General features: G+C 55.1%; 23 protein-coding genes. 7 read left to right on the top strand and 16 right to left on the bottom strand.

Annotation, left to right across the window (positions count from 1 at the left end):
• Positions 1-57 precede the first annotated feature (57 nt).
• Positions 58-918, bottom strand: a complete 861-nt coding sequence (rsmI, locus tag NNL38_RS01755) for a 16S rRNA (cytidine(1402)-2'-O)-methyltransferase (protein WP_255389317.1) — start codon at positions 916-918, stop codon at positions 58-60.
• Positions 919-979: 61 nt separating this feature from the next.
• Between rsmI and NNL38_RS01750 the strand changes: the two genes are divergently transcribed.
• Genes NNL38_RS01750 through NNL38_RS01735 form a run of 4 tightly spaced genes read left to right on the top strand, consistent with a single transcriptional unit; the run spans position 980 to position 4,310 of the window.
• The gene (locus tag NNL38_RS01750; RefSeq protein ID WP_255389316.1) at positions 980-2,803 is read left to right on the top strand and encodes a penicillin-binding protein activator; all 1,824 of its coding nucleotides are present in this window, start codon (positions 980-982) and stop codon (positions 2,801-2,803) included.
• Positions 2,781-3,155: a YraN family protein gene (locus NNL38_RS01745; protein ID WP_439651365.1), complete on the top strand. Its 375-nt coding sequence runs from the start codon at positions 2,781-2,783 to the stop codon at positions 3,153-3,155. The genes NNL38_RS01750 and NNL38_RS01745 overlap by 23 nt, the downstream gene beginning before the upstream one ends.
• Before the next feature lie 3 nt (positions 3,156-3,158).
• Positions 3,159-3,749 (top strand): phosphoheptose isomerase, encoded by a 591-nt coding sequence (locus NNL38_RS01740; RefSeq protein WP_255389314.1) that lies wholly within the window; start codon positions 3,159-3,161, stop codon positions 3,747-3,749.
• Positions 3,750-3,752: 3 nt separating this feature from the next.
• The gene (locus tag NNL38_RS01735) at positions 3,753-4,310 is read left to right on the top strand and encodes a BON domain-containing protein (protein WP_255389313.1); all 558 of its coding nucleotides are present in this window, start codon (positions 3,753-3,755) and stop codon (positions 4,308-4,310) included.
• A gap of 91 nt (positions 4,311-4,401) precedes the next feature.
• Here the strand turns inward: NNL38_RS01735 and sspB are convergent, their stop codons facing one another.
• From sspB to zapE, 8 genes are all read right to left on the bottom strand, one after another.
• On the bottom strand, positions 4,402-4,914 hold the full coding sequence (gene sspB, locus NNL38_RS01730) for a ClpXP protease specificity-enhancing factor (RefSeq protein WP_255389312.1): 513 nt from the start codon (positions 4,912-4,914) through the stop codon (positions 4,402-4,404).
• Entirely contained in the window at positions 4,914-5,552 is a 639-nt protein-coding gene (gene sspA / locus NNL38_RS01725; protein ID WP_255389311.1) for a stringent starvation protein SspA, read from the bottom strand. Before sspA ends, sspB begins: the two co-directional genes overlap by 1 nt.
• 86 nt (positions 5,553-5,638) lie before the next feature.
• The gene (locus tag NNL38_RS01720; RefSeq protein ID WP_255389310.1) at positions 5,639-6,376 is read right to left on the bottom strand and encodes a cytochrome c1; all 738 of its coding nucleotides are present in this window, start codon (positions 6,374-6,376) and stop codon (positions 5,639-5,641) included.
• Complete coding sequence (locus tag NNL38_RS01715; protein ID WP_255389309.1) at positions 6,373-7,638, bottom strand: cytochrome b; 1,266 nt, start codon at positions 7,636-7,638, stop codon at positions 6,373-6,375. The genes NNL38_RS01720 and NNL38_RS01715 overlap by 4 nt, the downstream gene beginning before the upstream one ends.
• The gene (petA, locus tag NNL38_RS01710) at positions 7,638-8,228 is read right to left on the bottom strand and encodes a ubiquinol-cytochrome c reductase iron-sulfur subunit (protein WP_255389308.1); all 591 of its coding nucleotides are present in this window, start codon (positions 8,226-8,228) and stop codon (positions 7,638-7,640) included. The genes NNL38_RS01715 and petA overlap by 1 nt, the downstream gene beginning before the upstream one ends.
• Positions 8,229-8,578: 350 nt before the next feature.
• A complete protein-coding gene (rpsI, locus tag NNL38_RS01705; protein ID WP_255389307.1) occupies positions 8,579-8,971 on the bottom strand; it encodes a 30S ribosomal protein S9 in 393 nt (130 codons plus the stop codon).
• 15 nt (positions 8,972-8,986) lie between these two features.
• Positions 8,987-9,415: a 50S ribosomal protein L13 gene (gene rplM / locus NNL38_RS01700; RefSeq protein WP_255389306.1), complete on the bottom strand. Its 429-nt coding sequence runs from the start codon at positions 9,413-9,415 to the stop codon at positions 8,987-8,989.
• Between the two features lie 267 nt (positions 9,416-9,682).
• Complete coding sequence (gene zapE / locus NNL38_RS01695) at positions 9,683-10,786, bottom strand: cell division protein ZapE (protein ID WP_255390536.1); 1,104 nt, start codon at positions 10,784-10,786, stop codon at positions 9,683-9,685.
• Positions 10,787-11,022: 236 nt separating this feature from the next.
• Here zapE and zapG point away from each other — a divergent pair, with 236 nt between their 5' ends.
• From zapG to degS, 3 genes are all read left to right on the top strand, one after another.
• Positions 11,023-11,460, top strand: coding sequence for a Z-ring associated protein ZapG (gene zapG / locus NNL38_RS01690; RefSeq protein ID WP_255389305.1), 438 nt, complete (start codon positions 11,023-11,025; stop codon positions 11,458-11,460).
• Between the two features lie 129 nt (positions 11,461-11,589).
• A complete protein-coding gene (locus NNL38_RS01685) occupies positions 11,590-12,957 on the top strand; it encodes a Do family serine endopeptidase (RefSeq protein WP_255389304.1) in 1,368 nt (455 codons plus the stop codon).
• Between the two features lie 176 nt (positions 12,958-13,133).
• Entirely contained in the window at positions 13,134-14,201 is a 1,068-nt protein-coding gene (gene degS / locus NNL38_RS01680; protein WP_255389303.1) for an outer membrane-stress sensor serine endopeptidase DegS, read from the top strand.
• A 75-nt stretch (positions 14,202-14,276) separates the two neighbouring features.
• Here degS and murA read toward each other — a convergent pair whose 3' ends face one another.
• The 7 genes from murA to mlaF form a co-directional block, all read right to left on the bottom strand.
• Positions 14,277-15,533 (bottom strand): UDP-N-acetylglucosamine 1-carboxyvinyltransferase, encoded by a 1,257-nt coding sequence (gene murA, locus NNL38_RS01675; RefSeq protein WP_255389302.1) that lies wholly within the window; start codon positions 15,531-15,533, stop codon positions 14,277-14,279.
• Between the two features lie 11 nt (positions 15,534-15,544).
• Positions 15,545-15,802 (bottom strand): BolA family iron metabolism protein IbaG, encoded by a 258-nt coding sequence (gene ibaG / locus NNL38_RS01670; protein ID WP_255389301.1) that lies wholly within the window; start codon positions 15,800-15,802, stop codon positions 15,545-15,547.
• Positions 15,803-15,821: 19 nt separating this feature from the next.
• A complete protein-coding gene (locus NNL38_RS01665; RefSeq protein WP_255389300.1) occupies positions 15,822-16,133 on the bottom strand; it encodes an STAS domain-containing protein in 312 nt (103 codons plus the stop codon).
• A complete protein-coding gene (gene mlaC, locus NNL38_RS01660) occupies positions 16,126-16,770 on the bottom strand; it encodes a phospholipid-binding protein MlaC (protein ID WP_255389299.1) in 645 nt (214 codons plus the stop codon). The genes NNL38_RS01665 and mlaC overlap by 8 nt, the downstream gene beginning before the upstream one ends.
• Before the next feature lie 11 nt (positions 16,771-16,781).
• Complete coding sequence (gene mlaD, locus NNL38_RS01655) at positions 16,782-17,258, bottom strand: outer membrane lipid asymmetry maintenance protein MlaD (protein ID WP_255389298.1); 477 nt, start codon at positions 17,256-17,258, stop codon at positions 16,782-16,784.
• A 40-nt stretch (positions 17,259-17,298) separates the two neighbouring features.
• The gene (mlaE, locus tag NNL38_RS01650; protein WP_255389297.1) at positions 17,299-18,081 is read right to left on the bottom strand and encodes a lipid asymmetry maintenance ABC transporter permease subunit MlaE; all 783 of its coding nucleotides are present in this window, start codon (positions 18,079-18,081) and stop codon (positions 17,299-17,301) included.
• An 80-nt stretch (positions 18,082-18,161) separates the two neighbouring features.
• Entirely contained in the window at positions 18,162-18,974 is an 813-nt protein-coding gene (gene mlaF / locus NNL38_RS01645; RefSeq protein WP_439651383.1) for a phospholipid ABC transporter ATP-binding protein MlaF, read from the bottom strand.
• Positions 18,975-19,298 lie beyond the last annotated feature (324 nt).

Genomic DNA, 19,298 nt, shown 5'->3' with positions numbered 1-19,298 from the left:
CGGCAGCGGGTCGCTCGAAAAGAGAGCAATCCCCGCATATATCGACCCGCCAGCCGGTTAGTCCAGGTTGTCCAGCCCCCATTTATACAGCGCGTTTTTCTTCACCCCGTGGATCTCTGCCGTCAGCGCGGCAGCCTTTTTCAGCGGCAACTCGGCCGCCAGCAATCCCAGCGTGCGCAGGGCATCGGACGGCAGGGCCTCTTTGCTTGCCCGGTGACCGGCCACCAGCAGCACCATCTCACCGCGGATCCGGTTGCTGTCTTCTTGCAGCCATGCAATCAGCTCGCCCAGCGGCGCGCCGTGAATGGTCTCATAAGTTTTGGTCAGTTCCCGGGCCAGCACCACCTGGCGCTCAGCGCCCAGCACCGCCAACATATCCGCCAGGGAGTCCATGATCCGGTGCGGGGATTCATAAAAGATCAGGGTACGCTCATCATCGGCCAGTGCCTGAAAGCAATCCCGGCGCCCTTTACTTTTCGGCGGCAGGAAGCCTTCAAAACTGAAACGGTCTGACGGCAGCCCGGCCCCGCTCAGGGCGGTGATCACCGCGCACGGGCCCGGCAAGGGCACAACTTTGACACCGGCCTGACGACAACGATTGACCAGATGATACCCTGGATCACTGATTAAAGGCGTGCCGGCATCCGAGACCAACGCGATGCTGATGCCCGCCTGAAGCTTCTCGATCAGGAAGTCAGCTTTCTGCTGCTCATTGTGATCATGAAGCGCAAAGGTGCGGGTTGAGATAGAAAAATGGGTCAGCAAGCGCGAGGTATGCCGGGTGTCTTCTGCGGCGATCAGGTCCACATTCGCCAATACATCCAATGCACGCTGCGTGATGTCTGCCAGATTACCGATTGGTGTGGGTACGATGTACAAAGTTGCGACATCTACCGGGCATGAATTGGTCTCACTCATTTGTCTAAGATCTCATCTGCAATTAATATAGAGAGTAATTTGTCACAGTTGAAAAAATTCAATGCTCAATTTTACCCATAAGCGTAAAAGTGTATCACGACTCATCGCCCCTGTAGCGCTTGCCGTGATCCTGGCTGGCTGTTCGACGCCAACCCAAACCGTGACCCTGGATATCACCGCACCTGTCACCGACAGTGCGGCCAATTATCTAATCCAAGCTGAATCCAGTGAAGGCACCACCAGCATCGACTGGCACATTCTTGCCCTCAAAGCCCTGATCAAAGAAGGCCGCCTGGAGCAAGCTGAGCAACAGGCCGACCGCCTGGCCCGATTGGCGATGAGCCCGGTTCAGATGGCGGAATGGCAACTGGCACGCGCGACCCTGCACTATCAGCAAGGCCAGCCGAAAGCAGCCCTCGACACCCTGAGCTTCCAGCCCTGGTGGACCCTGAACGACCGCCAGTACCTGCGTTATCACATGCTGCGCGCCGAGCTGCTGGCACAGACCAATCAGGCCTTTGCAGCGGCCCGCGAGCGCACCGTGCTGGATCAGTACCTGCAGCCGGAGCAAAAGGCCGCCAACTGGCAACGGCTGTGGCAGGATCTGGCCAGCTACAGCAACAACCAGCTGCAATCGGCCAAGATTGCCGAAGACGAAACGGTACTGCGCGGCTGGGTCCAGCTCAGTATTCTGAAAAACACCTACTCGCAGCGTCCGGCCAGGCTCAAGAGCGCAGTCGACGAATGGCTGGCCCAGCACCCTTACCATCCAGCCAACCAGGCGCTACCGGCAGAGCTGGCCGCGATCCTGTCGCTGGAGATCCCCGAGCTCAGCAACGTAGCCCTGCTGCTGCCGCTTTCCGGCCGCTATGAAAATGCCGGCAAAGCCGTACGCGACGGCTTCATCAATGCCATGCTCGATGATACCGGGCGCGATGGAGACACCGAGCTCACTATTTACGATACCGAAGCTGAGCCGCTGGCGACCATCGTCAGCAAGCTGGAGCAAACCGGGATCGAACTGGTGATTGGTCCGCTGCGCAAAGACAAGATCACCGACTTCCAACGTCTGAACCAGTCACAAATGACCATGCTGGCCCTCAACGAGCCGGATCAGGTCAACAGTGCCCAGGGCAAGGCATGTTACTTCGCTCTGTCACCTGAGCAGGAAGCCGAACAAGCTGCCCGCCATCTGTTTGCCAAGGGCCACCAATACCCGATGGTCCTCGCGCCGGGCAACCCCTTTGGTGAGCGGGTCAGCCAGGCTTTTATCAACCAGTGGCAGCAACTGACCGGCCACCAACCGGCCAGCAGCTCGTTCAGCTCACGCAAACAGGTACAACAGCAAATTGCGGCTGTATTCGGCCTGACCGAGAGCCAGTCCCGGATTCAACAAATGAAACAGCTGATGGGCATTACGCTCGAGGCCCAGCCCCGCAGCCGACGCGACACTGATGCCGTGTACCTGATTGCCAACAAAAATGAGCTGACCCTGCTCAAGCCGTTCATCGAAGTCGCCATCAACCCGGATATCCAGCCGCCGAAACTGTACGCCAGCTCACGCAGCTACCCGGACAGCAACGCCAACTTCAATGAGCTGCGTGGTATTGAGTTCAGCGATATTCCGCTGCTGGTCGATGCCAACCATCATTTCATGACCCGGTTTAACGAGTTGTGGCCAAATGCCAGCAATACCGATCTGCGCCTGCACGCCTTCGGGATGGATGCGTATCAGATGATCACCGAACTGCCGCAGATGCAGGCAGTCGACAACTACAGCACCCAGGGGAAAACCGGTCGCCTGAGCCTGGATGAGCAGTGCGTGATCCAACGCCAGCTGAGCTGGGCCATGTTCTCCGGAAATGGCGTTGAACCGGTTCAATAGGCGCCGCCAAGGGCAGGCCTATGAGCAACTGGCGGAACAATACCTGCGCCGCCAGGGGCTCGTCGCCGTCGACCGAAATTTCCAATGCCGCAGCGGTGAAATCGATCTCATCATGCGCGATCACCACTGTGTGGTATTTGTTGAAGTCAAATTTCGTCAATCCCCCCATTACGGTTCAGCCGCAGAAGCGGTAAACTGGCGCAAACTGCAACGTCTGAAGCGTGCCGCCCTGTTCTGGCTCCGGCAACAGGGGCTGGCGGCCGAGCAGACCGAATTCCGATTTGATGTCGTGGCGATCCAAGGCGCCGAGCAGCACATTGAATGGCTTACCAATATCCTGGTGGAAGGTTAATCCATGCTAGAGAGCATTAAAGAAAGTTTTACCGAAAATATTCAGACCCAGATTGCAGCGGCAGAAGCGCTGCCGGATGCCATTTCCCAGGCCGCCCAGCTGATGGTGCAAAGCCTGCTGAACGGCCATAAGATCCTGTGTTGCGGCAATGGCGGCTCGGCCGCCAACGCCCAGCATTTTGCCTCTTGCCTGATTAACCGTTTTGAAACCGAACGTCCGAGCCTGCCGGCGCTGGCACTGACGGCGGATACCACCACCCTCACCGCCGTGGCCAACGACTACCACCACGACGAAGTATTCTCCAAGCAGGTCCGGGCACTGGGCCAGGCCGGCGACATCCTGTTTGTGCTGTCAACCAGCGGCAACAGCAAGAACATCATTAAGGCGATGGAAGCGGCCCTGACCCGCGATATGACCATTGTCGCCCTGACCGGGAAGGACGGTGGCGAGATGGCAGGCCTGCTTGGCGTCCAGGACGTTGAAATCCGGATCCCGTCACAACGCACAGCCCGGATCCAGGAAGGGCACTTGCTTACCGTCCATTGTTTGTGTGATCTTATCGATAAGGTCTTGTTCCCACAACACGAGGGATAATCCATGCGCACACTCCCGACGCTGCTGCTGGCCGCGTTATTCCTCCTCCAAGGGTGCGCCGCGCTGACCCCGAGCGATCCCCGCTCGGCCAAGCGGCAGTGGTTTGATCAACAAATTGAGATGGAAGTCGGCGGCCTGGTGAACAAACCGCCCTACCGTCAGCAGGCCCGGATCAATGCGGTGGCCTTTGACGGCAAAGTGCTGCTCGTCGGCCAGGCCGTCGATGACGCCACCAAGGCGCAGCTGGCCGAGCAGATCCGCCAGCTCAGCAATGTCAGCACTGTGTTCAACCAGATCCAAGTCCGCCCGCTGCCTAAACTGGGCGAAGTCAGCAAAGACAGCTGGCTGACCACCAAGGTGAAATCACAGCTGATCGGCAGCAAGAAACTGCAGGATGTGACGATTCAGGTGATCACCGAAGGCCAGGAAGTGTACCTGCTGGGCTATGTCACCCGTGAGCAAGCCAATATCGCGACAGAAATCGCCCGTAATGTCAGCGGGGTGAAGAAAGTAGTCAAGGTGTTTGAATATCTCGCAAGCACACCTGGCAACCCATCGTGAACCCGTTTTCGACTCACCCCATAAAAAAACGCAGCCATTCGGCTGCGTTTTTATTTCATGACGCCTGTTGCAGGCGAACAAGCGTGTCACTTTATTTGACGACACGCAGGCTCGGCCGACCACGCGGACGAGGCGGCTCATCGCCCTCCGCCGGGGTCTCGCTTTCAGCCGTTTCCGTAACTTCAGCCAACAGAGACGGCGCCTCTTCCTCTGCGAGCTCGATCAGCGGCTCATCCTCGGTTGCCGGCTCAGCATGCTCAGCTAGCTCAGGCTCATACGCCGGCTCCGGCTCGAACATGGTTCCGGCACCGTTTTCACGGGCATAAATCGCCATCACCGCATAGAGCGGGACAATCACCGAATGCGGGCGGCCACTGAAACGGGCATTGAAACTAATCGCTTCGTTCCCCAGCTCCAGGTTCCCCACCGCGCGCGGGGCGATGTTCAGCACAATTTGACCGTCGCTGACAAACTCCATCGGGACTTGCACACCGGGCAAGGTCGCATCGACCACCAGGTGCGGGGTCAAATCATTGTCGACCAGCCAGTCATAGAAGGCCCGCACCAAATAAGGGCGGCGCGGCGTCATTGTTGCCATATCCATTATTGGCCAGCCAGGCGCATTTCACGCTCTGCTTCAGTCAGCGAGGCCAGGAAAGAATCACGCTCAAACACGCGAGTCATATAGGCTTTCACTTCTTTGGCGCCAGGTCCTGCCAGCTCGATCCCCATTTGCGGCAAACGCCACAACAGCGGTGCCAGGTAACAATCCACCAGGCTGAACTCTTCGCTCATAAAGTAAGGGAATTCCGCAAAAACCGGGGCTAGTGCCAGCAACTCTTCTCGCAATTGCTTGCGCGCCTTCTCGGCTTCATCCGCAGTGCCATTGGTGACCTTCTCAGCCAGGGTATACCAGTTACGCTCGACACGATACATCATCAGGCGGCTGTTACCACGAGCCACCGGATACACAGGCATCAGCGGCGGGTGAGGGAAACGCTCATCCAGATATTCCATGATGATATTCGCCTGATACAGCGCAAGCTCGCGATCAACCAGGGTCGGAACAGAGTTGTACGGGTTCAGATCCAGAAGATCCTCAGGTAAGTTGTCCGGCTCAACCAGCTCGATTTCAACACTGACACCCTTTTCCGCTAGAACGATACGCACCTGATGGCTGTAGATATCCGAAGCATCAGAATACAGAGTCATCACAGAGCGTTTATTGGCAGCTACAGCCATTAACCCCTCCAGTATACTTAAATACACAAAAAGCAACGGGGGCCCGAGCCCCCATTGCGAGATTCTTAACCCACTAGATTACCCGATCAGTGGACATCACGCCAATACTCTTTCTTCAACAGTAATGTTAGTACAAAGAATACGACGATAAAGCCCATCACCCACAGGCCAAGGCGCTGACGTTCCAGCTTCATTGGCTCGGCTGAGTATTCCAGGAAGTTGACCAGGTCACGAACCACCGCGTCATACTCTTCGGTGTTCAGCTCACCGGAGCCGTCAGACTCAATCCCGACGAACTCCTTCACTTCTACACCGTCAATCAGACGGGTTTCATACACCTTCGACGGCACACCCTGTAGCTCTTCAAGCACATGCGGCATCCCCACACTCGGGAAGACCACATTGTTCACCCCAAACGGGCGGCTTGGATCAGCATAGAATGAGCGCAGGTAGGTGTAGAGCCAATCCGTTCCGCGAACCCGGGCAACCAGCGTCAGATCCGGCGCCGGAGCACCAAATGAAGTCGCCGCATACTCGGTCGGGATCGCATTGGTCATCAGCTCACCAATTTTCGCGTCCGGATTAAAGATCATGTGCTCTCTCATCAGCTCTGCAGGAATGTCCAGATCATTCGCGACCCGCTCATAACGCTGATACTGCGTGGCGTGACAGCCAAAACAGTAGTTCATGAACGTCTTGGCACCACGCTGCAGTGAGGCCTTGTCCGATAGATCATTGTTGGCAGCATCCAACGGCACCTTTGCACCAGCCGCCATTGCCAGAGACGGCAACAGGGCAAATAGCAATACAATCAACTTCCTCATTTGAATGTCACCCTCTCTGGTAGCGGTTTGGTAGCTTCATTCTTGCTATAGAAGAACAGCAGCACGAAGAACATAAAGTAACCAAAGCTAAATACCTGTGCCATCAGGGTATAAGTCGGCGTCGCCGGCAGCGCACCCAGAATACCCAGCGCAATAAAGCAAATCGTAAACTGGACAATGTTGCCCAGATGCAGTTTGCTCCGGTAGCGGTAAGAGCGCACTTTACAGCGGTCTAACCACGGCAGCAGGAACAGCGCCACAATAGAGGCACCCATGGCAATAACACCCAGCAGCTTATCCGGCACCGCACGCAGGATGGCGTAGAACGGTGTGAAGTACCATACCGGCGCGATATGCTCAGGGGTCTTCAGCGGGTTCGCCGCTTCGAAGTTAGGTGGCTCAAGGAAGTAGCCGCCCATTTCCGGGTTAAAGAAAATCACGTAGCTGAACAGGAAGGCAAACACAGCCACCCCAACCATATCTTTCACCGTCCCGTACGGGTGGAAAGGAATGGAGTCGATGATGTCATACTTCTTGCTGTAGTAACTATGGAACGGGAACTGGGTCTTGTACCCTTCGCCTTTGCTCCCCTTCGGCAGCTTGGTCTCAATCCCATCCGGGTTGTTCGAGCCCACTTCGTGCAGCGCCAGAACGTGCAGTACTACCAGCAGCAGCAGCACAATCGGCAACGCAATCACGTGTAAGGCAAAGAAACGGTTCAGGGTTGCACCGGAGATCACGTAGTCACCCCGGATCCACAGCGTCAGATCGTCACCGATGACCGGGATCGCACCAAACAGGGAGATAATCACCTGGGCACCCCAGTAAGACATCTGGCCCCAAGGCAACAGGTAGCCCATGAAGGCTTCGGCCATCAACACCAGGAAGATCAGCATCCCGAACAGCCACAGCAGCTCACGCGGCTTCTGATACGAGCCGTAGATCAAACCACGGTACATATGCAAATACACCACAACAAAGAATGCCGAGGCGCCGGTCGAGTGCATATAGCGCAACAGCCAACCGTATTCCACATCACGCATGATGTATTCGATCGATGCGAATGCACCATCACCGGAAGGCACGTAGTTCATCGTCAACCAGATCCCGGTCAGGATCTGGTTCACCAGTACCAGCATGGCCAATGAACCAAACAGATACCAGAAGTTGAAGTTCTTCGGCATCGGGTATTCGGATAAATGCTTACGGTAAGCATTCATCACTGGCAGTCGTTTTTCGACCCAACCAAGTAATGCTTCCATTAGGCTGTCTCCTCATCGACACCGACTAAAATGGTGTTGTCATCCAAGAACATATGAGGCGGCACCACTAGGTTCAATGGTGCCGGTACTCCTGAAAATACACGGCCTGCCATATCAAACTTAGAACCGTGGCACGGACAGAAGAAGCCAGCTGATACACCGCTGACCTGCTCACTGAAGCTATCAGGCAGGTAGGTCGGTGAACAGCCAAGGTGGGTACAAATACCTACGGCTAAAAAGATTTCAGGCTTAACTGAACGTAATTGGTTCTGGGCGTATCCCGGCTGCTGCGGTTCATCTGACGACGGATCACGCAGCTGGTCATCATGACCGCCCAGTTCCTCAATAATTGCTTCACTACGGCGCACGACCCATACTGGCTTACCACGCCATTCGACGCGAACCATTTGGCCATCTTCCAACTTGCTGATATCAACTTCGACTGGCGCACCGGCGGCTTTTGCCTTGGCGCTCGGGTTCCACGACTTGATAAAAGGCACAGCTACAGCGACTGCACCTAAGCCTCCGACAACCGACGTTGTCGCAGTCAGGAAGCGGCGGCGACCGTTACTTACTGGCGCATTGCTCATCCAAACATTCTCCCATGTGCTCCCGCTCTGGATTATTATTATGTCCTTTAGCGTCCCTGGAGCTTACGGCTAACTCTCAACGGAAAGATACAACAGATCATTGATACATTTTTAAGCTGTTGTTAATCGCGCCAAATGATAAATAAAACCCCACTTTTTGACAAGATAAAGCTACCTTTCGGCAACAAATGTGAGAGGTATGTTCTTTTTGTTTTGATTTTTCATGGAACAAACAAAAACAACCCGGGCAGGAAGGCCAAACAACACGTTTTGAACCTGTAAAAAAAAAAGCCCAACCCGAAGGTTGAGCTTTTTCTGTACACAGTACAACCGGTAAACCGGCGCGTAAATTAACGCTTAGAGAACTGTGGACGACGACGTGCTTTACGCAGACCAACTTTCTTACGCTCAACGCGACGCGCGTCACGAGTCACGTAACCTGCTGCACGCAGTGTTGGACGTAGAGACTCATCGTACTCCATCAGAGCACGAGTGATGCCGTGGCGGATTGCGCCAGACTGACCTGTGATACCACCACCTTTAACAGTGATGTACAGATCCAGTTTTTCAGTCATTTCAACAAGCTCTAGTGGCTGACGAACAACCATGCGAGCAGTTTCGCGGCCGAAGTACTCTTCGATGCTGCGCTTGTTGATTACGATGTTGCCTGTACCCGGTTTAATGAAAACACGAGCAGCTGAGCTTTTGCGGCGACCAGTGCCGTAGTATTGATTCTCTGCCATTGTCATCTTCCCCAATTAGATGTCTAGAACTTTAGGCTGCTGTGCAGCATGGTTGTGCTCAGTACCTGCGTAAACTTTCAGTTTACGGTACATTGCACGGCCTAGAGGACCTTTAGGAAGCATGCCTTTAACAGCAGTTTCGATAACCATTTCTGGTTTCTTATCGATTAGCTTCTCGAAGCTGATAGACTTCAGACCACCAATGTAGCCAGTGTGGCGGTGGTACATCTTGTCAGTGCGCTTAGCACCAGTTACCGCAACTTTCTCAGCGTTGATAACGACGATGTAGTCACCGGTGTCAACGTGCGGAGTGTACTCCGGCTTGTGCTTACCACGTAGACGAGATGCGATTTCAGTTGCCAGACGACCCAGTGTTTTACCTTCAGCGTCAACAACGTACCAGTCACGTTTTACAGTTTCTGGTTTAGCAACGAAAGTTTTCATGCTAATTCTTACCCAAAATTAATTAGTTTCACTTTACAGGAGCCTATAGCTCCCTCTGTACAGAGCCCAGTCATCACCCCTTCGAGTGGTTGGCACTCCCGGCTTTTGCCGTTACAGGTACGGTGGGTCGCAAGATTATAGGGAAGGGTGGAGAAAAAATCACCTTTTTTTCAAAAAAAATTGCGATTTTTTATCACTCTCGCCGCAACCGGGGATTGTGACCACCAAACGGCATCGTTTGGGGCTAAATCCCCGCGACTTATCTGGTTACGCCAGGTGCGGGCGCGCCAGGTATTCATGGCTCTGCATCTCGATTAAGCGCGAACAACAGCGTTTGAACTCAAACGTCAGCCGACCGTGCTGATAGAGCTGCGACAACTCAGTTTCGGCTGACATGATCAGCTTGACGTTACGCTCATAAAATTCGTCGACCATGGCAATAAAACGCCGGGCCGAATCGTCTTCCTTTTCCCCCATCTGGATCACATCGGAGACCAGCACGGTATGGTAAATCCGGGCAATTTCCATGTAATCGTTCTGGCTGCGCGCGGTCTGGCACAGGGTCTGGAACGTAAAATGCACCACCCCGTCAGCTTCATGCCGGGTCGGCAGCGTCCGGTTGTTGATTTCAATCGCCTTCCCTTCAGTGCGGGGCTCGACACTGAGCTGGTGAAAATACTGATTCAGATTCTGCTCGGCCTGTGCATCAAGGGGATAATGGAAAATCTCCGCCTGCTCCAAGGTTCGCAGGCGGTAATCGACCCCAGAGTCCACATTCACCACCTCGCAATGTTGCTCGATCAGCGCAATTGCCGGCAGGAAACGGACCCGCTGCAGGCCGTTGCGATAGAGCTCCTGCGGCGGAATATTGGAGGTTGCCACCAAGGTGATCCCGCGCCGGAACAGGGCCTCGAACAAGGTTCCGAGGATCATCGCATCAGTAATATCGGAGACGAAAAACTCATCAAAGCAGATAATGTCCGTTTCAGCCTGAAAACGATCAGCGACGTGCTCCAGCGGGTTTTCCTGAGCGCCAAGCTGCTTGAGTTCCTGGTGCACCCGGTGCATGAAGCGATGGAAGTGAACCCGCATCTTGCGTTCGGTCGGCAGACACTCAAAAAAAGTATCCACAAGGTAAGTTTTACCCCGCCCCACACCGCCCCAGAAATACAACCCTTTCACCGGTGTCGCGACCTGTGGTGCAGGCCGTTTGAGCCAACGGGAAAGCAAGGATGGTTTACCCGGCTCGGGCTTGGGGGCCTGCATCCGGTGAAACAGGTCATCCAGGTGCCGAACTGCCATGGCCTGCGCCGGATCGGCGATGAAATCTTCACGTTGGAGGTCTTGCTGGTATTTTTGCTGTGGTGTCATCCGTTTCTGTAACTCTTTTGATCCCATCTTTGGCACCCGATAGTACCATGCCCCGGTTTGTGCATGTATAGTAACTAGATGAAACAGGGTTATTGATTAGTGGCTCAGCAGCGGTTCAACCCCAGCGACGACAATAACAACAACCCGCGTGCCGGCCTGTTTGACGATCATGCCTCGCTCGTCGACAGAGGTCGGTGCCATAACCTGGTATTGATTGTAATCACAAGGAGTTTTCCATGGCTTGGATTTATGCGCTTCTGATTTTCGCCGCCGGCGCCATTGTCGGCGGGTTTGCAGCACGGCTGGGCAACAAAAGCCTGAAGCAGCAAAAAGAGCTGAAAAAAGACCTGGATAAGTCAAAATACGAACTTGAGCAGTTCCGCCAGGAGCTGGTCGACCACTTCGCCCGTAGCTCAGAATTACTGGATAACATCGCCAAGGATTACAGCAAGCTGTATGAACATATGGCCAAGACTTCAGCCGAGCTGATGCCGAATCTGCCGGAGCAGGATAATCCCTTTGCCCGCCGGATCAGCACCCTGACCCCAGTGACCGACAGTGGTGAAACAACGGCGCCACCCCGTGACTACGCCAATGGTGCCAGCGGCCTGTTGAAAGGTGAGCCGGAGCCTGTCGCCCCCCCAGAGAAACTCGAAGCCACCAAAGCGGGCTAGTTTTTCCGGAACTAAACCCCGGTTTTCAAGTCAGAGCAAATACTGGTTCCAAAGGTTGGTGATTGATTCATAACTGTTTATAGTCACTATGGAATGGTACTTCTACTTGTAAACCGGAGTTTAGTCATAATGAAAAAACCTTTGCTTGTATTGAGTGCAATCGCATTAAGTATCAGTTCTGTGCTTACCCCGGTGGCTGCCACCGCCGCACTGCCCCAGGCGGTCAGTAACCAGCAGCTACCCAGCCTGGCACCAATGCTGGAAAATGTTACGCCAGCCGTGGTCAGTATTGCCATTGAAGGCCGCCAGGTCTCCAGGCAGCGCCTGCCTGAAACTTTCCGTTTTTTCTTCGGCCCTGAATTCCCGACCGAGCAATTGCGTGAGCGCCCGTTCCGCGGCTTGGGCTCCGGGGTGATCATTGATGCCGACCAAGGCTATATCGTCACCAACCATCATGTGATCAACGGCGCCGATAAGATCGCCGTCCAGCTCTATGATGGCAGAGAGGTTAGCGCCGAGTTGATCGGCAGCGACGAGATGTCTGATATTGCGTTGCTGAAAATCGAAAAAACCAAAAACCTGACCGCAATCAAACTGGCCAACTCAGATAGCCTGCGAGTCGGCGATTTCGCCGTTGCCATCGGCAACCCCTTCGGCCTCGGCCAGACCGTGACTTCCGGGATCATCTCCGCCTTGGGGCGCAGTGGCCTGAATATTGAGAACTTCGAAAACTTTATCCAGACCGATGCCGCAATTAACAGCGGTAACTCCGGCGGCGCCCTGGTCAACCTCAACGGTGAGCTGGTTGGGATCAACACCGCCATTCTCGGCCCGAACGGCGGCAACGTCGGCATTGGCTTTGCCATTCCGGTCAACATGGTCAAAAGCCTGACTGAGCAAATTCTGGAGTATGGCGAAGTCAAGCGGGGTGTGCTGGGCGTGCTGGGCGGTGAGCTCACCTCCGAGCTGGCCGAAGCCTTTGGCTATGAAACCAACCACGGCGCGTTTATTAACCAGGTGATCCCGGATTCAGCGGCCGAGAAAGCCGGGCTGAAAGCCGGCGACATTATTGTCTCGGTCAACGGCAAACAAATTCGTACCTTCAGTGAACTCAGGGCGAAAATTGCCACCCTGGGTGCCGGTAAGAAAGCGGCGCTGGGGATTGTTCGCGACGGGGAATCACGGACCGTCGATGTGGTCCTTCAGGCGGCCAGCCAGAGCAAGGTTAAGGCTGAGAGCCTTCACGAACGCCTCGCCGGGGCTGAGTTTGCCAATACCTCGGCCGATGATGGCGTCAAAGGGGTGAAAGTCACCCGCCTGGAGGAGCAATCCATGGCAGCCCGCTACGGCCTGGAGCAGGGCGACATCATTCTCGGGCTCAATCGTCAGCCTATCCGCAATCTGGGTGAGCTGCGCAAGGCACTTGAGAAGAATCCGAACGTCCTCGCTCTGGAAGTCAAACGCGGCAATAACGTGCTGTACCTGATCATCCGTTAACCCCGGTCGGGCCGGCAACGGCCCGCCCCATTTTCCCGCTTCAAAGCCCTTCCATTCAACCACCTGCGTGCCGCTCAGGCGGCTTCGGTTTGGTATCTGCTGCCGGTAATGATATCCTCGACCGAATCACTCGTACTTCACTGCGCCGTGGCGCTTTTTGGTTTTAGGGAGCAGGCATGCTGGCTTTTTTTCGTCGATCCATTTTACTTGGCGTCGTCACAGCTATTGCGTTGCTTGTTATGTTTCCGGATCTGCGCACCCGGATGCTCCCGCCCCCGGCCACCTTGACCCCGATTGAAACCGGCCAGGCACAGCTTTCCTATAATTACGCCGTGCGGCGGGCATCGCCTGCGGTGGTCAATATTTACAACCGTCGTTACAACGCCTCCGATCGCCTCAAACTGAGTACCCAAGGCCTGGGCTCCGGCGTGATTATGAGTAACAAGGGCTATATCGTCACCAATTACCATGTGGTGGCCGAAGCCGACCAAGTCATTGCCGCGTTGCAGGACGGCCGGATTTTTACCGCACAGCTGATCGGCAAAGATCGCCGGACTGATCTGGCGGTATTAAAAATCCAGGCCGAGAACCTCCCGGTTATCCCGCTCAATGACAGCTACCAGCCGGCAGTCGGTGACGTGGTACTGGCTATCGGTAATCCCTATAACCTGGGACAGACCACCACCTACGGGATCATTTCCGCCACCGGCCGCTCCGGGATGAGCTTTTATGGGCGCCAGGACTTTCTCCAAACCGATGCGGCGATCAACGAGGGCAACTCCGGTGGCGCTCTGGTCAATACCCAGGGTGAGCTGGTCGGAATAAACACCGCGTCTTTCCAGCAGGCAACAGATATCGAAACCTACGGTATTTCCTTCGCGATCCCTTATCAGCTCACCTGGAAAATCATGAACAAGCTGATTGCCGATGGCCGGGTGATCCGCGGCTACATCGGGATTGAGGCCCGCGATGTCAATCCGGTTATGGCGCGGCTCTATGATGCCGATCAGATTAGCGGCATCATTGTCACCGGCATGGATCCGACCGGACCGGCTGCGCAAGCCGGCTTTCAGGTCCAGGACATCCTAATCGAAATTGATGGCAAGAAGGTTACCGACCGGCGCAACGTGCTTGATATTGTCACCGAACTGCGACCGGGCAATCAGGTCGAAATGAAAGTGCTGCGCAACGGCGCGCCGCTGACCCTGTCTGTGCTGATCGCCGACGAGCCCAACGTTTACTAATCCCAGATCTGCCCCCGTACCCGTATACAAAAAAACCAGCCACATGGCTGGTTTTTTTAGGATCGAGGCTGTGCCTTACTCGCTGAAACGCTCGATCTGCATCCCCAGCGCACTGAACTTGTCTTCAATCCGCTCATAGCCGCGGTCGATATGATAAATCCGGTCGACAATGGTTTCACCATGGGCAATGCTGCCGGCAATCACCAGACTGGCCGACGCCCGCAGATCGGTTGCCATCACCTGAGCGCCGCTCAGGCCCTCTGTGTCCCCGCAAATCACCGTATTGCCTTCAATCTCCGCATGCGCGCCCATCCGGATCAACTCAGGAATGTGCATAAAACGGTTTTCAAAGATCGTCTCAGTAATGATCCCGGTGCCTTTGGCCACCAGGTTCAGCAGTGAGAACTGGGCCTGCATATCGGTCGGAAAACCCGGATGCGGCGCGGTACGAATATTCACAGCTTTGAGCTCGCGTCCCGTCATGTCCAGACTGATCCAGTCCTCCCCGGTCTCAATCGCAGCCCCGGCTTCTTCCAGTTTGGCCAACGCCGCCTCCAGCAATGAAGGCTTGGTCTTACGGCAGGTGATCTTACCGCCGGAAACCGCAGCAGCGACCAGGAAAGTACCGGTCTCAATGCGATCGGCCACCACTTCGTGATAGCCGCCACCAAGGCGCGTCACGCCTTCAATGGTAATCGTATCAGTGCCGGCACCGGTAATTTTCGCGCCCAGCGTATTGAGGAAATTGGCGGTGTCGACAATTTCCGGCTCCCGGGCAGCATTCTCGATCACTGTGGTGCCTTCGGCCAGCGTCGCAGCCGACATAATCGTCACCGTCGCCCCGACACTGACTTTATCCATCACAATGTGGGCGCCTTGAAGACGACCATCAACCGTGGCCTTCACATACCCTTCTTCCAGGACAATTTCAGCGCCCAGTTGCTCCAGGCCGTGAATATGCAGATCCACCGGGCGGGCACCAATGGCGCAGCCGCCCGGCAAAGACACCTGGCCTTCGCCGAAACGGGCAACCAGCGGTCCCAGCGCCCAGATCGACGCACGCATGGTTTTGACCAACTCATATGGCGCACAGTACTGGTTGACACCACTGGCATCGACATAAACCGAGCCATTGCGACTGACTTTGGCACCTAAGCGCCCCAGCAGCTCCATGGTGGTGTCGATATCACGCAGTTTTGGCACATTGGCCACCTCTACCGGCTCTTCGGCCAGCAACGCCGCGAACAGAATCGGCAGCGCCGCATTTTTTGCGCCGGAAATGGTCACCTCACCGCTGAGCGGACCACCACCCTGAATTCGAAACTTCTCCATTATCAACCCTCTTAAGACAGCGACATTAGCTTTTTATCGCGTGCCCACTCGTCCGGCGTAAAGGTTTTGATACTGAGCGCATGAATGTCGTTGGCCGCAATCCGGGCCATCAACGGTGCATAAATCGTCTGCTGCTTCTTCACCCGGCTCATGCCTTCAAACAGCGCACCGATAGCAATCACTTCGTAGTGGCTGCCCTCACCTTTGACAATGATTTCATCAAGATCCAGAGCATTTTCCAGAATTTCTTTAATTTCAGAGATTTCCACAAGCTATCCTCTTCGCCGCTTAAGCAATACACGCAGCTAACATTGATTCGACATGACTCAGGCGGAGCAAAGTCATCAGCTGTTCCGGCACATTCAGGAGCGTCAGTTCACTCCCATGACTGCTGAGCTGTTGATAAATATGCAGCAGCATCACCATGCCCGCAGAATCCACCCGGGTCACTGCCCGCAGATCGAGCTGGACCTTGGCCTCCTGTGGCATCCATTCATGCCGTTGCTGCCAAAAAGCTGGAACTGTGTCACGTTCCAACGTTCCTGACAAGCTATAAAGGCCATTTTCCTGAATCCGCCACTCAATCTTTGGCTTACTCATTCGTACCTTCCTCGCGGCGAATCGGTTTCGCCGCAAGTCCACGTAAGTCTGCTGTCACGGCATCCACCCCTTCGTTGCGCAGCTGGCCGCTCCATTCACTCTGTTTGGTCGAGATCATGCTCACCCCTTCGGCCACCATGTCATACGCCTGCCATTCATTGCTCTTTTTGTTCTTGCGCAGCTTGAAGTCGAGGCGAATTGGCGGGCGCTTGTCATCGAGGATATCGACCCGGACCGAAACAATCGTCCGGTCCGCCGGAACCGACTTTGCCGATTCAATCCGGATGTCCTGATCCGTGTATTGAGTCAGTACCTGGGCGTAGGAGGCAACCAGGTAATCGGTGAAAGCATTTACAAATTGATTACGCTGTGCCGCCGTTGTTTTCTTCAGGTTCGGCCCCAACACCTTATACGCCGCGTAGCGGGCATTGATATAAGGCAGCAGCTCCTGGCGGACCACGCCACGCAGCAACTCTGGGTTACGCTGGATCTGATCTTTCTGTGCCTTCAGGCGATCAAACGTCTGTTGCGAAACTACCTGGATCAACTTGTAAGGGTCGGTTTTATCCACTGTTGCAGCCTGGGCAAACAGCGGCAGTGCCAACAACACAACCAGCATATATCTAAACAATTTCATCTTAACCCCTTTTATTCACTGTCGCCGCCGATGCTGTACAGCACCTGGCCAATCATATCTTCCAAGACCAACGCGGACTTGGTGTCCTGGATCAGGTCACCATCACCCAGCATTTCAATCCCTTCATCGACAAACCCCGGCTCAATGCCCAGATACTGCTCGCCCAGCAAGCCTGATGTAAGAATGGCAGCCGAACTGGTTTCTGGAAAGTAGCCAAAGCGCTTCTCAATCGCCAGGGTCACCACCGGGACATAGGTTTCGGTATCTAAAGTGATCGCAGTAATTTTCCCCACGGTCACCCCACCGACTTTGATTGGCGAGCGCACTTTCAGGCCGCCGATATTGTCAAATTGTGCTTGGAGGGTGTACGACTCCCCGTTCCCCAGGCTCTGGACATCCGCGACTTTGAAGATCAGCATCAGCAGGGCGGCAAACCCGGCCAGCATGAAACCTCCAACCCACAGCTCTAATTTCTTTATCTGTTGCATCCGTCTATTCCCACGTTACATGCGATGCCGAGCACCGGTTTTAATTGCCAAACATCAAGGCAGTCAGCACAAAATCCAATCCCAGAACGGCCAGTGAGGAATTCACTACCGTTTTGGTCGTCGCGCGGCTAATCCCTTCCGAAGTCGGGACCGCGTCATACCCGTTAAATACTGCAATCCAGGTCACAGTGATCGCAAACACCACCGACTTGATGATGCTATTGCCGATGTCGTAGCCCAGTTCAACTGAAGACTGCATCACCGACCAGAAACTGCCGTGATCAATCCCTTTCCAATTCACCCCGACCAGTTCGCCGCCCCAGATGCCGACGGCACAGAACAGCATCGCAAGCAGCGGCATCGAAATCACCCCGGCCCAGAACCGCGGCGCAATCACCCGGCGCAGCGGATCCACCGCCATCATTTCCATACTGGAGAGTTGCTCGGTGGCTTTCATCAGGCCGATCTCTGCCGTCAGCGCCGAACCGGCCCGCCCGGCAAACAGCAATGCCGTCACCACCGGCCCCAACTCGCGCAGCAACGACAGCGCGACCATCTGGCCCAGGCTGGTTTCAGCGCCAAAATCAATCAGCACGATATAGCCCTGCAGGCTCAGGACCATGCCGATAAACAGGCCCGATACCAGGATAATGGCGACCGACAGCACGCCCACCGAGTAGAGCTGCTTCATCAGCAGCGGGAACATTTTTTTCGGTTGGGGTTTGCTTACCAGCGCGCCATAAAGCAGCAGGCTCGCCCGCCCGACTGTCTGGCACTGGGAGATCCCCCGTCGTCCCTGCCGGGCAATAAAATCCGCGATCATAAGTCGTGATTACCTTTCGTTATTCTGTCATTGCCGTTGCCGAAGCATCGGCAGGGCTGCCATACCAATCACCCATGACTTCAGGCACCGGTAAAGATATCTTCGGTCAGCTCCCGGGCCGGGTAGTGGAACGGCACAGGACCATCGGCTTTCCCGTCCAGGAACTGCCGGACCTGCGGGTCAGGATTAGCCCGCAGCTCATCCGGCGAACCCTGGCCGATCACTTTGCCGCCGGAAAGCAAGTAGACCTGATCGGCTATGCTCATTACTTCCGGGACGTCATGCGAGACGATCATCGAGGTGATCCCGAGCGCCTGATTCAATGCCCGGATCAGCTTCACCAGCATCCCCATGTTGATCGGATCCTGGCCGACAAACGGCTCATCATACATAATCAAATCCGGATCCAGGGCAATGGCGCGCGCCAGGGCTGCCCGCCGGGCCATTCCGCCGGAAAGCTCGCTCGGCATCAGGGATGCGGCACCGCGTAACCCGACAGCCTCCAGCTTCAGCAACACCAGAGTATGGAGTAAATCTTCCGGAATCTCGGTGTGTTCGCGCAGCGGAAACGCCACGTTGTCGAACACATTCATGTCGGTGAACAGCGCTCCGGATTGGAACAGCATGCTCATTCTGTTGCGCGCACGATACAACTCACGGCGACTCAATGCCGGAATATTCCAGTGCTCAAACCAGATGTCACCGCTATCCGGCTGGATCTGACCGCCAATCAAGCGCAGCAAGGTGGTTTTTCCGATCCCTGACGGTCCCATGATGGCGGTCACCTTGCCTTTGGGCACCTCCAGGGTCACATTATCAAATATCTTGCGGTCTCCCCGCGAGAACGTCATATTTTTGATCGAAACGAGTGCTTCAGTCTGCTCTATCGCCATCCCGTCGGCCCACAGTCTTACCTTGGTCTTCGACGTCCTCCAGACTTTGGGGAGGATATCACCAGTATTATTCATCAATTTACAGCTAGTTACCGATCATAGGTACATTATGCAACCAACTCAAGCCATGAACTGTAAGAACTGTGTAATTTCAGCTTAGCTTCAGCAGCAATGCCCCGTACAGATCCATCCGCGCTGCCCCGGCACCACTTCGCCTGCGTTCATACACCGAGACACAAAATGTCACGGCTTTTCCTTTTCTTTTGCCTGCCGAACCGTCAAAATTGCTCCCTTAAACTTGATTCTCATGATTAACGACAAAAG

The organism is Photobacterium atrarenae (genome assembly GCF_024380015.1).
GTDB lineage: Bacteria > Pseudomonadota > Gammaproteobacteria > Enterobacterales > Vibrionaceae > Photobacterium > Photobacterium atrarenae.
This window is presented reverse-complemented; position numbering and strand designations above follow the sequence as displayed.

What these genes read in the sequence shown, in the direction of transcription:
- rsmI (WP_255389317.1), bottom strand. Translation starts at nt 918, where the DNA reads ATGAGTGAGACCAATTCATGCCCGGTAGATGTCGCAACTTTGTACATC.
- NNL38_RS01750 (WP_255389316.1), top strand. Translation starts at nt 980, where the DNA reads ATGCTCAATTTTACCCATAAGCGTAAAAGTGTATCACGACTCATCGCC.
- NNL38_RS01745 (WP_439651365.1), top strand. Translation starts at nt 2,781, where the DNA reads ATGGCGTTGAACCGGTTCAATAGGCGCCGCCAAGGGCAGGCCTATGAG.
- NNL38_RS01740 (WP_255389314.1), top strand. Translation starts at nt 3,159, where the DNA reads ATGCTAGAGAGCATTAAAGAAAGTTTTACCGAAAATATTCAGACCCAG.
- NNL38_RS01735 (WP_255389313.1), top strand. Translation starts at nt 3,753, where the DNA reads ATGCGCACACTCCCGACGCTGCTGCTGGCCGCGTTATTCCTCCTCCAA.
- sspB (WP_255389312.1), bottom strand. Translation starts at nt 4,914, where the DNA reads ATGGATATGGCAACAATGACGCCGCGCCGCCCTTATTTGGTGCGGGCC.
- sspA (WP_255389311.1), bottom strand. Translation starts at nt 5,552, where the DNA reads ATGGCTGTAGCTGCCAATAAACGCTCTGTGATGACTCTGTATTCTGAT.
- NNL38_RS01720 (WP_255389310.1), bottom strand. Translation starts at nt 6,376, where the DNA reads ATGAGGAAGTTGATTGTATTGCTATTTGCCCTGTTGCCGTCTCTGGCA.
- NNL38_RS01715 (WP_255389309.1), bottom strand. Translation starts at nt 7,638, where the DNA reads ATGGAAGCATTACTTGGTTGGGTCGAAAAACGACTGCCAGTGATGAAT.
- petA (WP_255389308.1), bottom strand. Translation starts at nt 8,228, where the DNA reads ATGAGCAATGCGCCAGTAAGTAACGGTCGCCGCCGCTTCCTGACTGCG.
- rpsI (WP_255389307.1), bottom strand. Translation starts at nt 8,971, where the DNA reads ATGGCAGAGAATCAATACTACGGCACTGGTCGCCGCAAAAGCTCAGCT.
- rplM (WP_255389306.1), bottom strand. Translation starts at nt 9,415, where the DNA reads ATGAAAACTTTCGTTGCTAAACCAGAAACTGTAAAACGTGACTGGTAC.
- zapE (WP_255390536.1), bottom strand. Translation starts at nt 10,786, where the DNA reads ATGACACCACAGCAAAAATACCAGCAAGACCTCCAACGTGAAGATTTC.
- zapG (WP_255389305.1), top strand. Translation starts at nt 11,023, where the DNA reads ATGGCTTGGATTTATGCGCTTCTGATTTTCGCCGCCGGCGCCATTGTC.
- NNL38_RS01685 (WP_255389304.1), top strand. Translation starts at nt 11,590, where the DNA reads ATGAAAAAACCTTTGCTTGTATTGAGTGCAATCGCATTAAGTATCAGT.
- degS (WP_255389303.1), top strand. Translation starts at nt 13,134, where the DNA reads ATGCTGGCTTTTTTTCGTCGATCCATTTTACTTGGCGTCGTCACAGCT.
- murA (WP_255389302.1), bottom strand. Translation starts at nt 15,533, where the DNA reads ATGGAGAAGTTTCGAATTCAGGGTGGTGGTCCGCTCAGCGGTGAGGTG.
- NNL38_RS01665 (WP_255389300.1), bottom strand. Translation starts at nt 16,133, where the DNA reads ATGAGTAAGCCAAAGATTGAGTGGCGGATTCAGGAAAATGGCCTTTAT.
- mlaC (WP_255389299.1), bottom strand. Translation starts at nt 16,770, where the DNA reads ATGAAATTGTTTAGATATATGCTGGTTGTGTTGTTGGCACTGCCGCTG.
- mlaD (WP_255389298.1), bottom strand. Translation starts at nt 17,258, where the DNA reads ATGCAACAGATAAAGAAATTAGAGCTGTGGGTTGGAGGTTTCATGCTG.
- mlaE (WP_255389297.1), bottom strand. Translation starts at nt 18,081, where the DNA reads ATGATCGCGGATTTTATTGCCCGGCAGGGACGACGGGGGATCTCCCAG.
- mlaF (WP_439651383.1), bottom strand. Translation starts at nt 18,974, where the DNA reads ATGGCGATAGAGCAGACTGAAGCACTCGTTTCGATCAAAAATATGACG.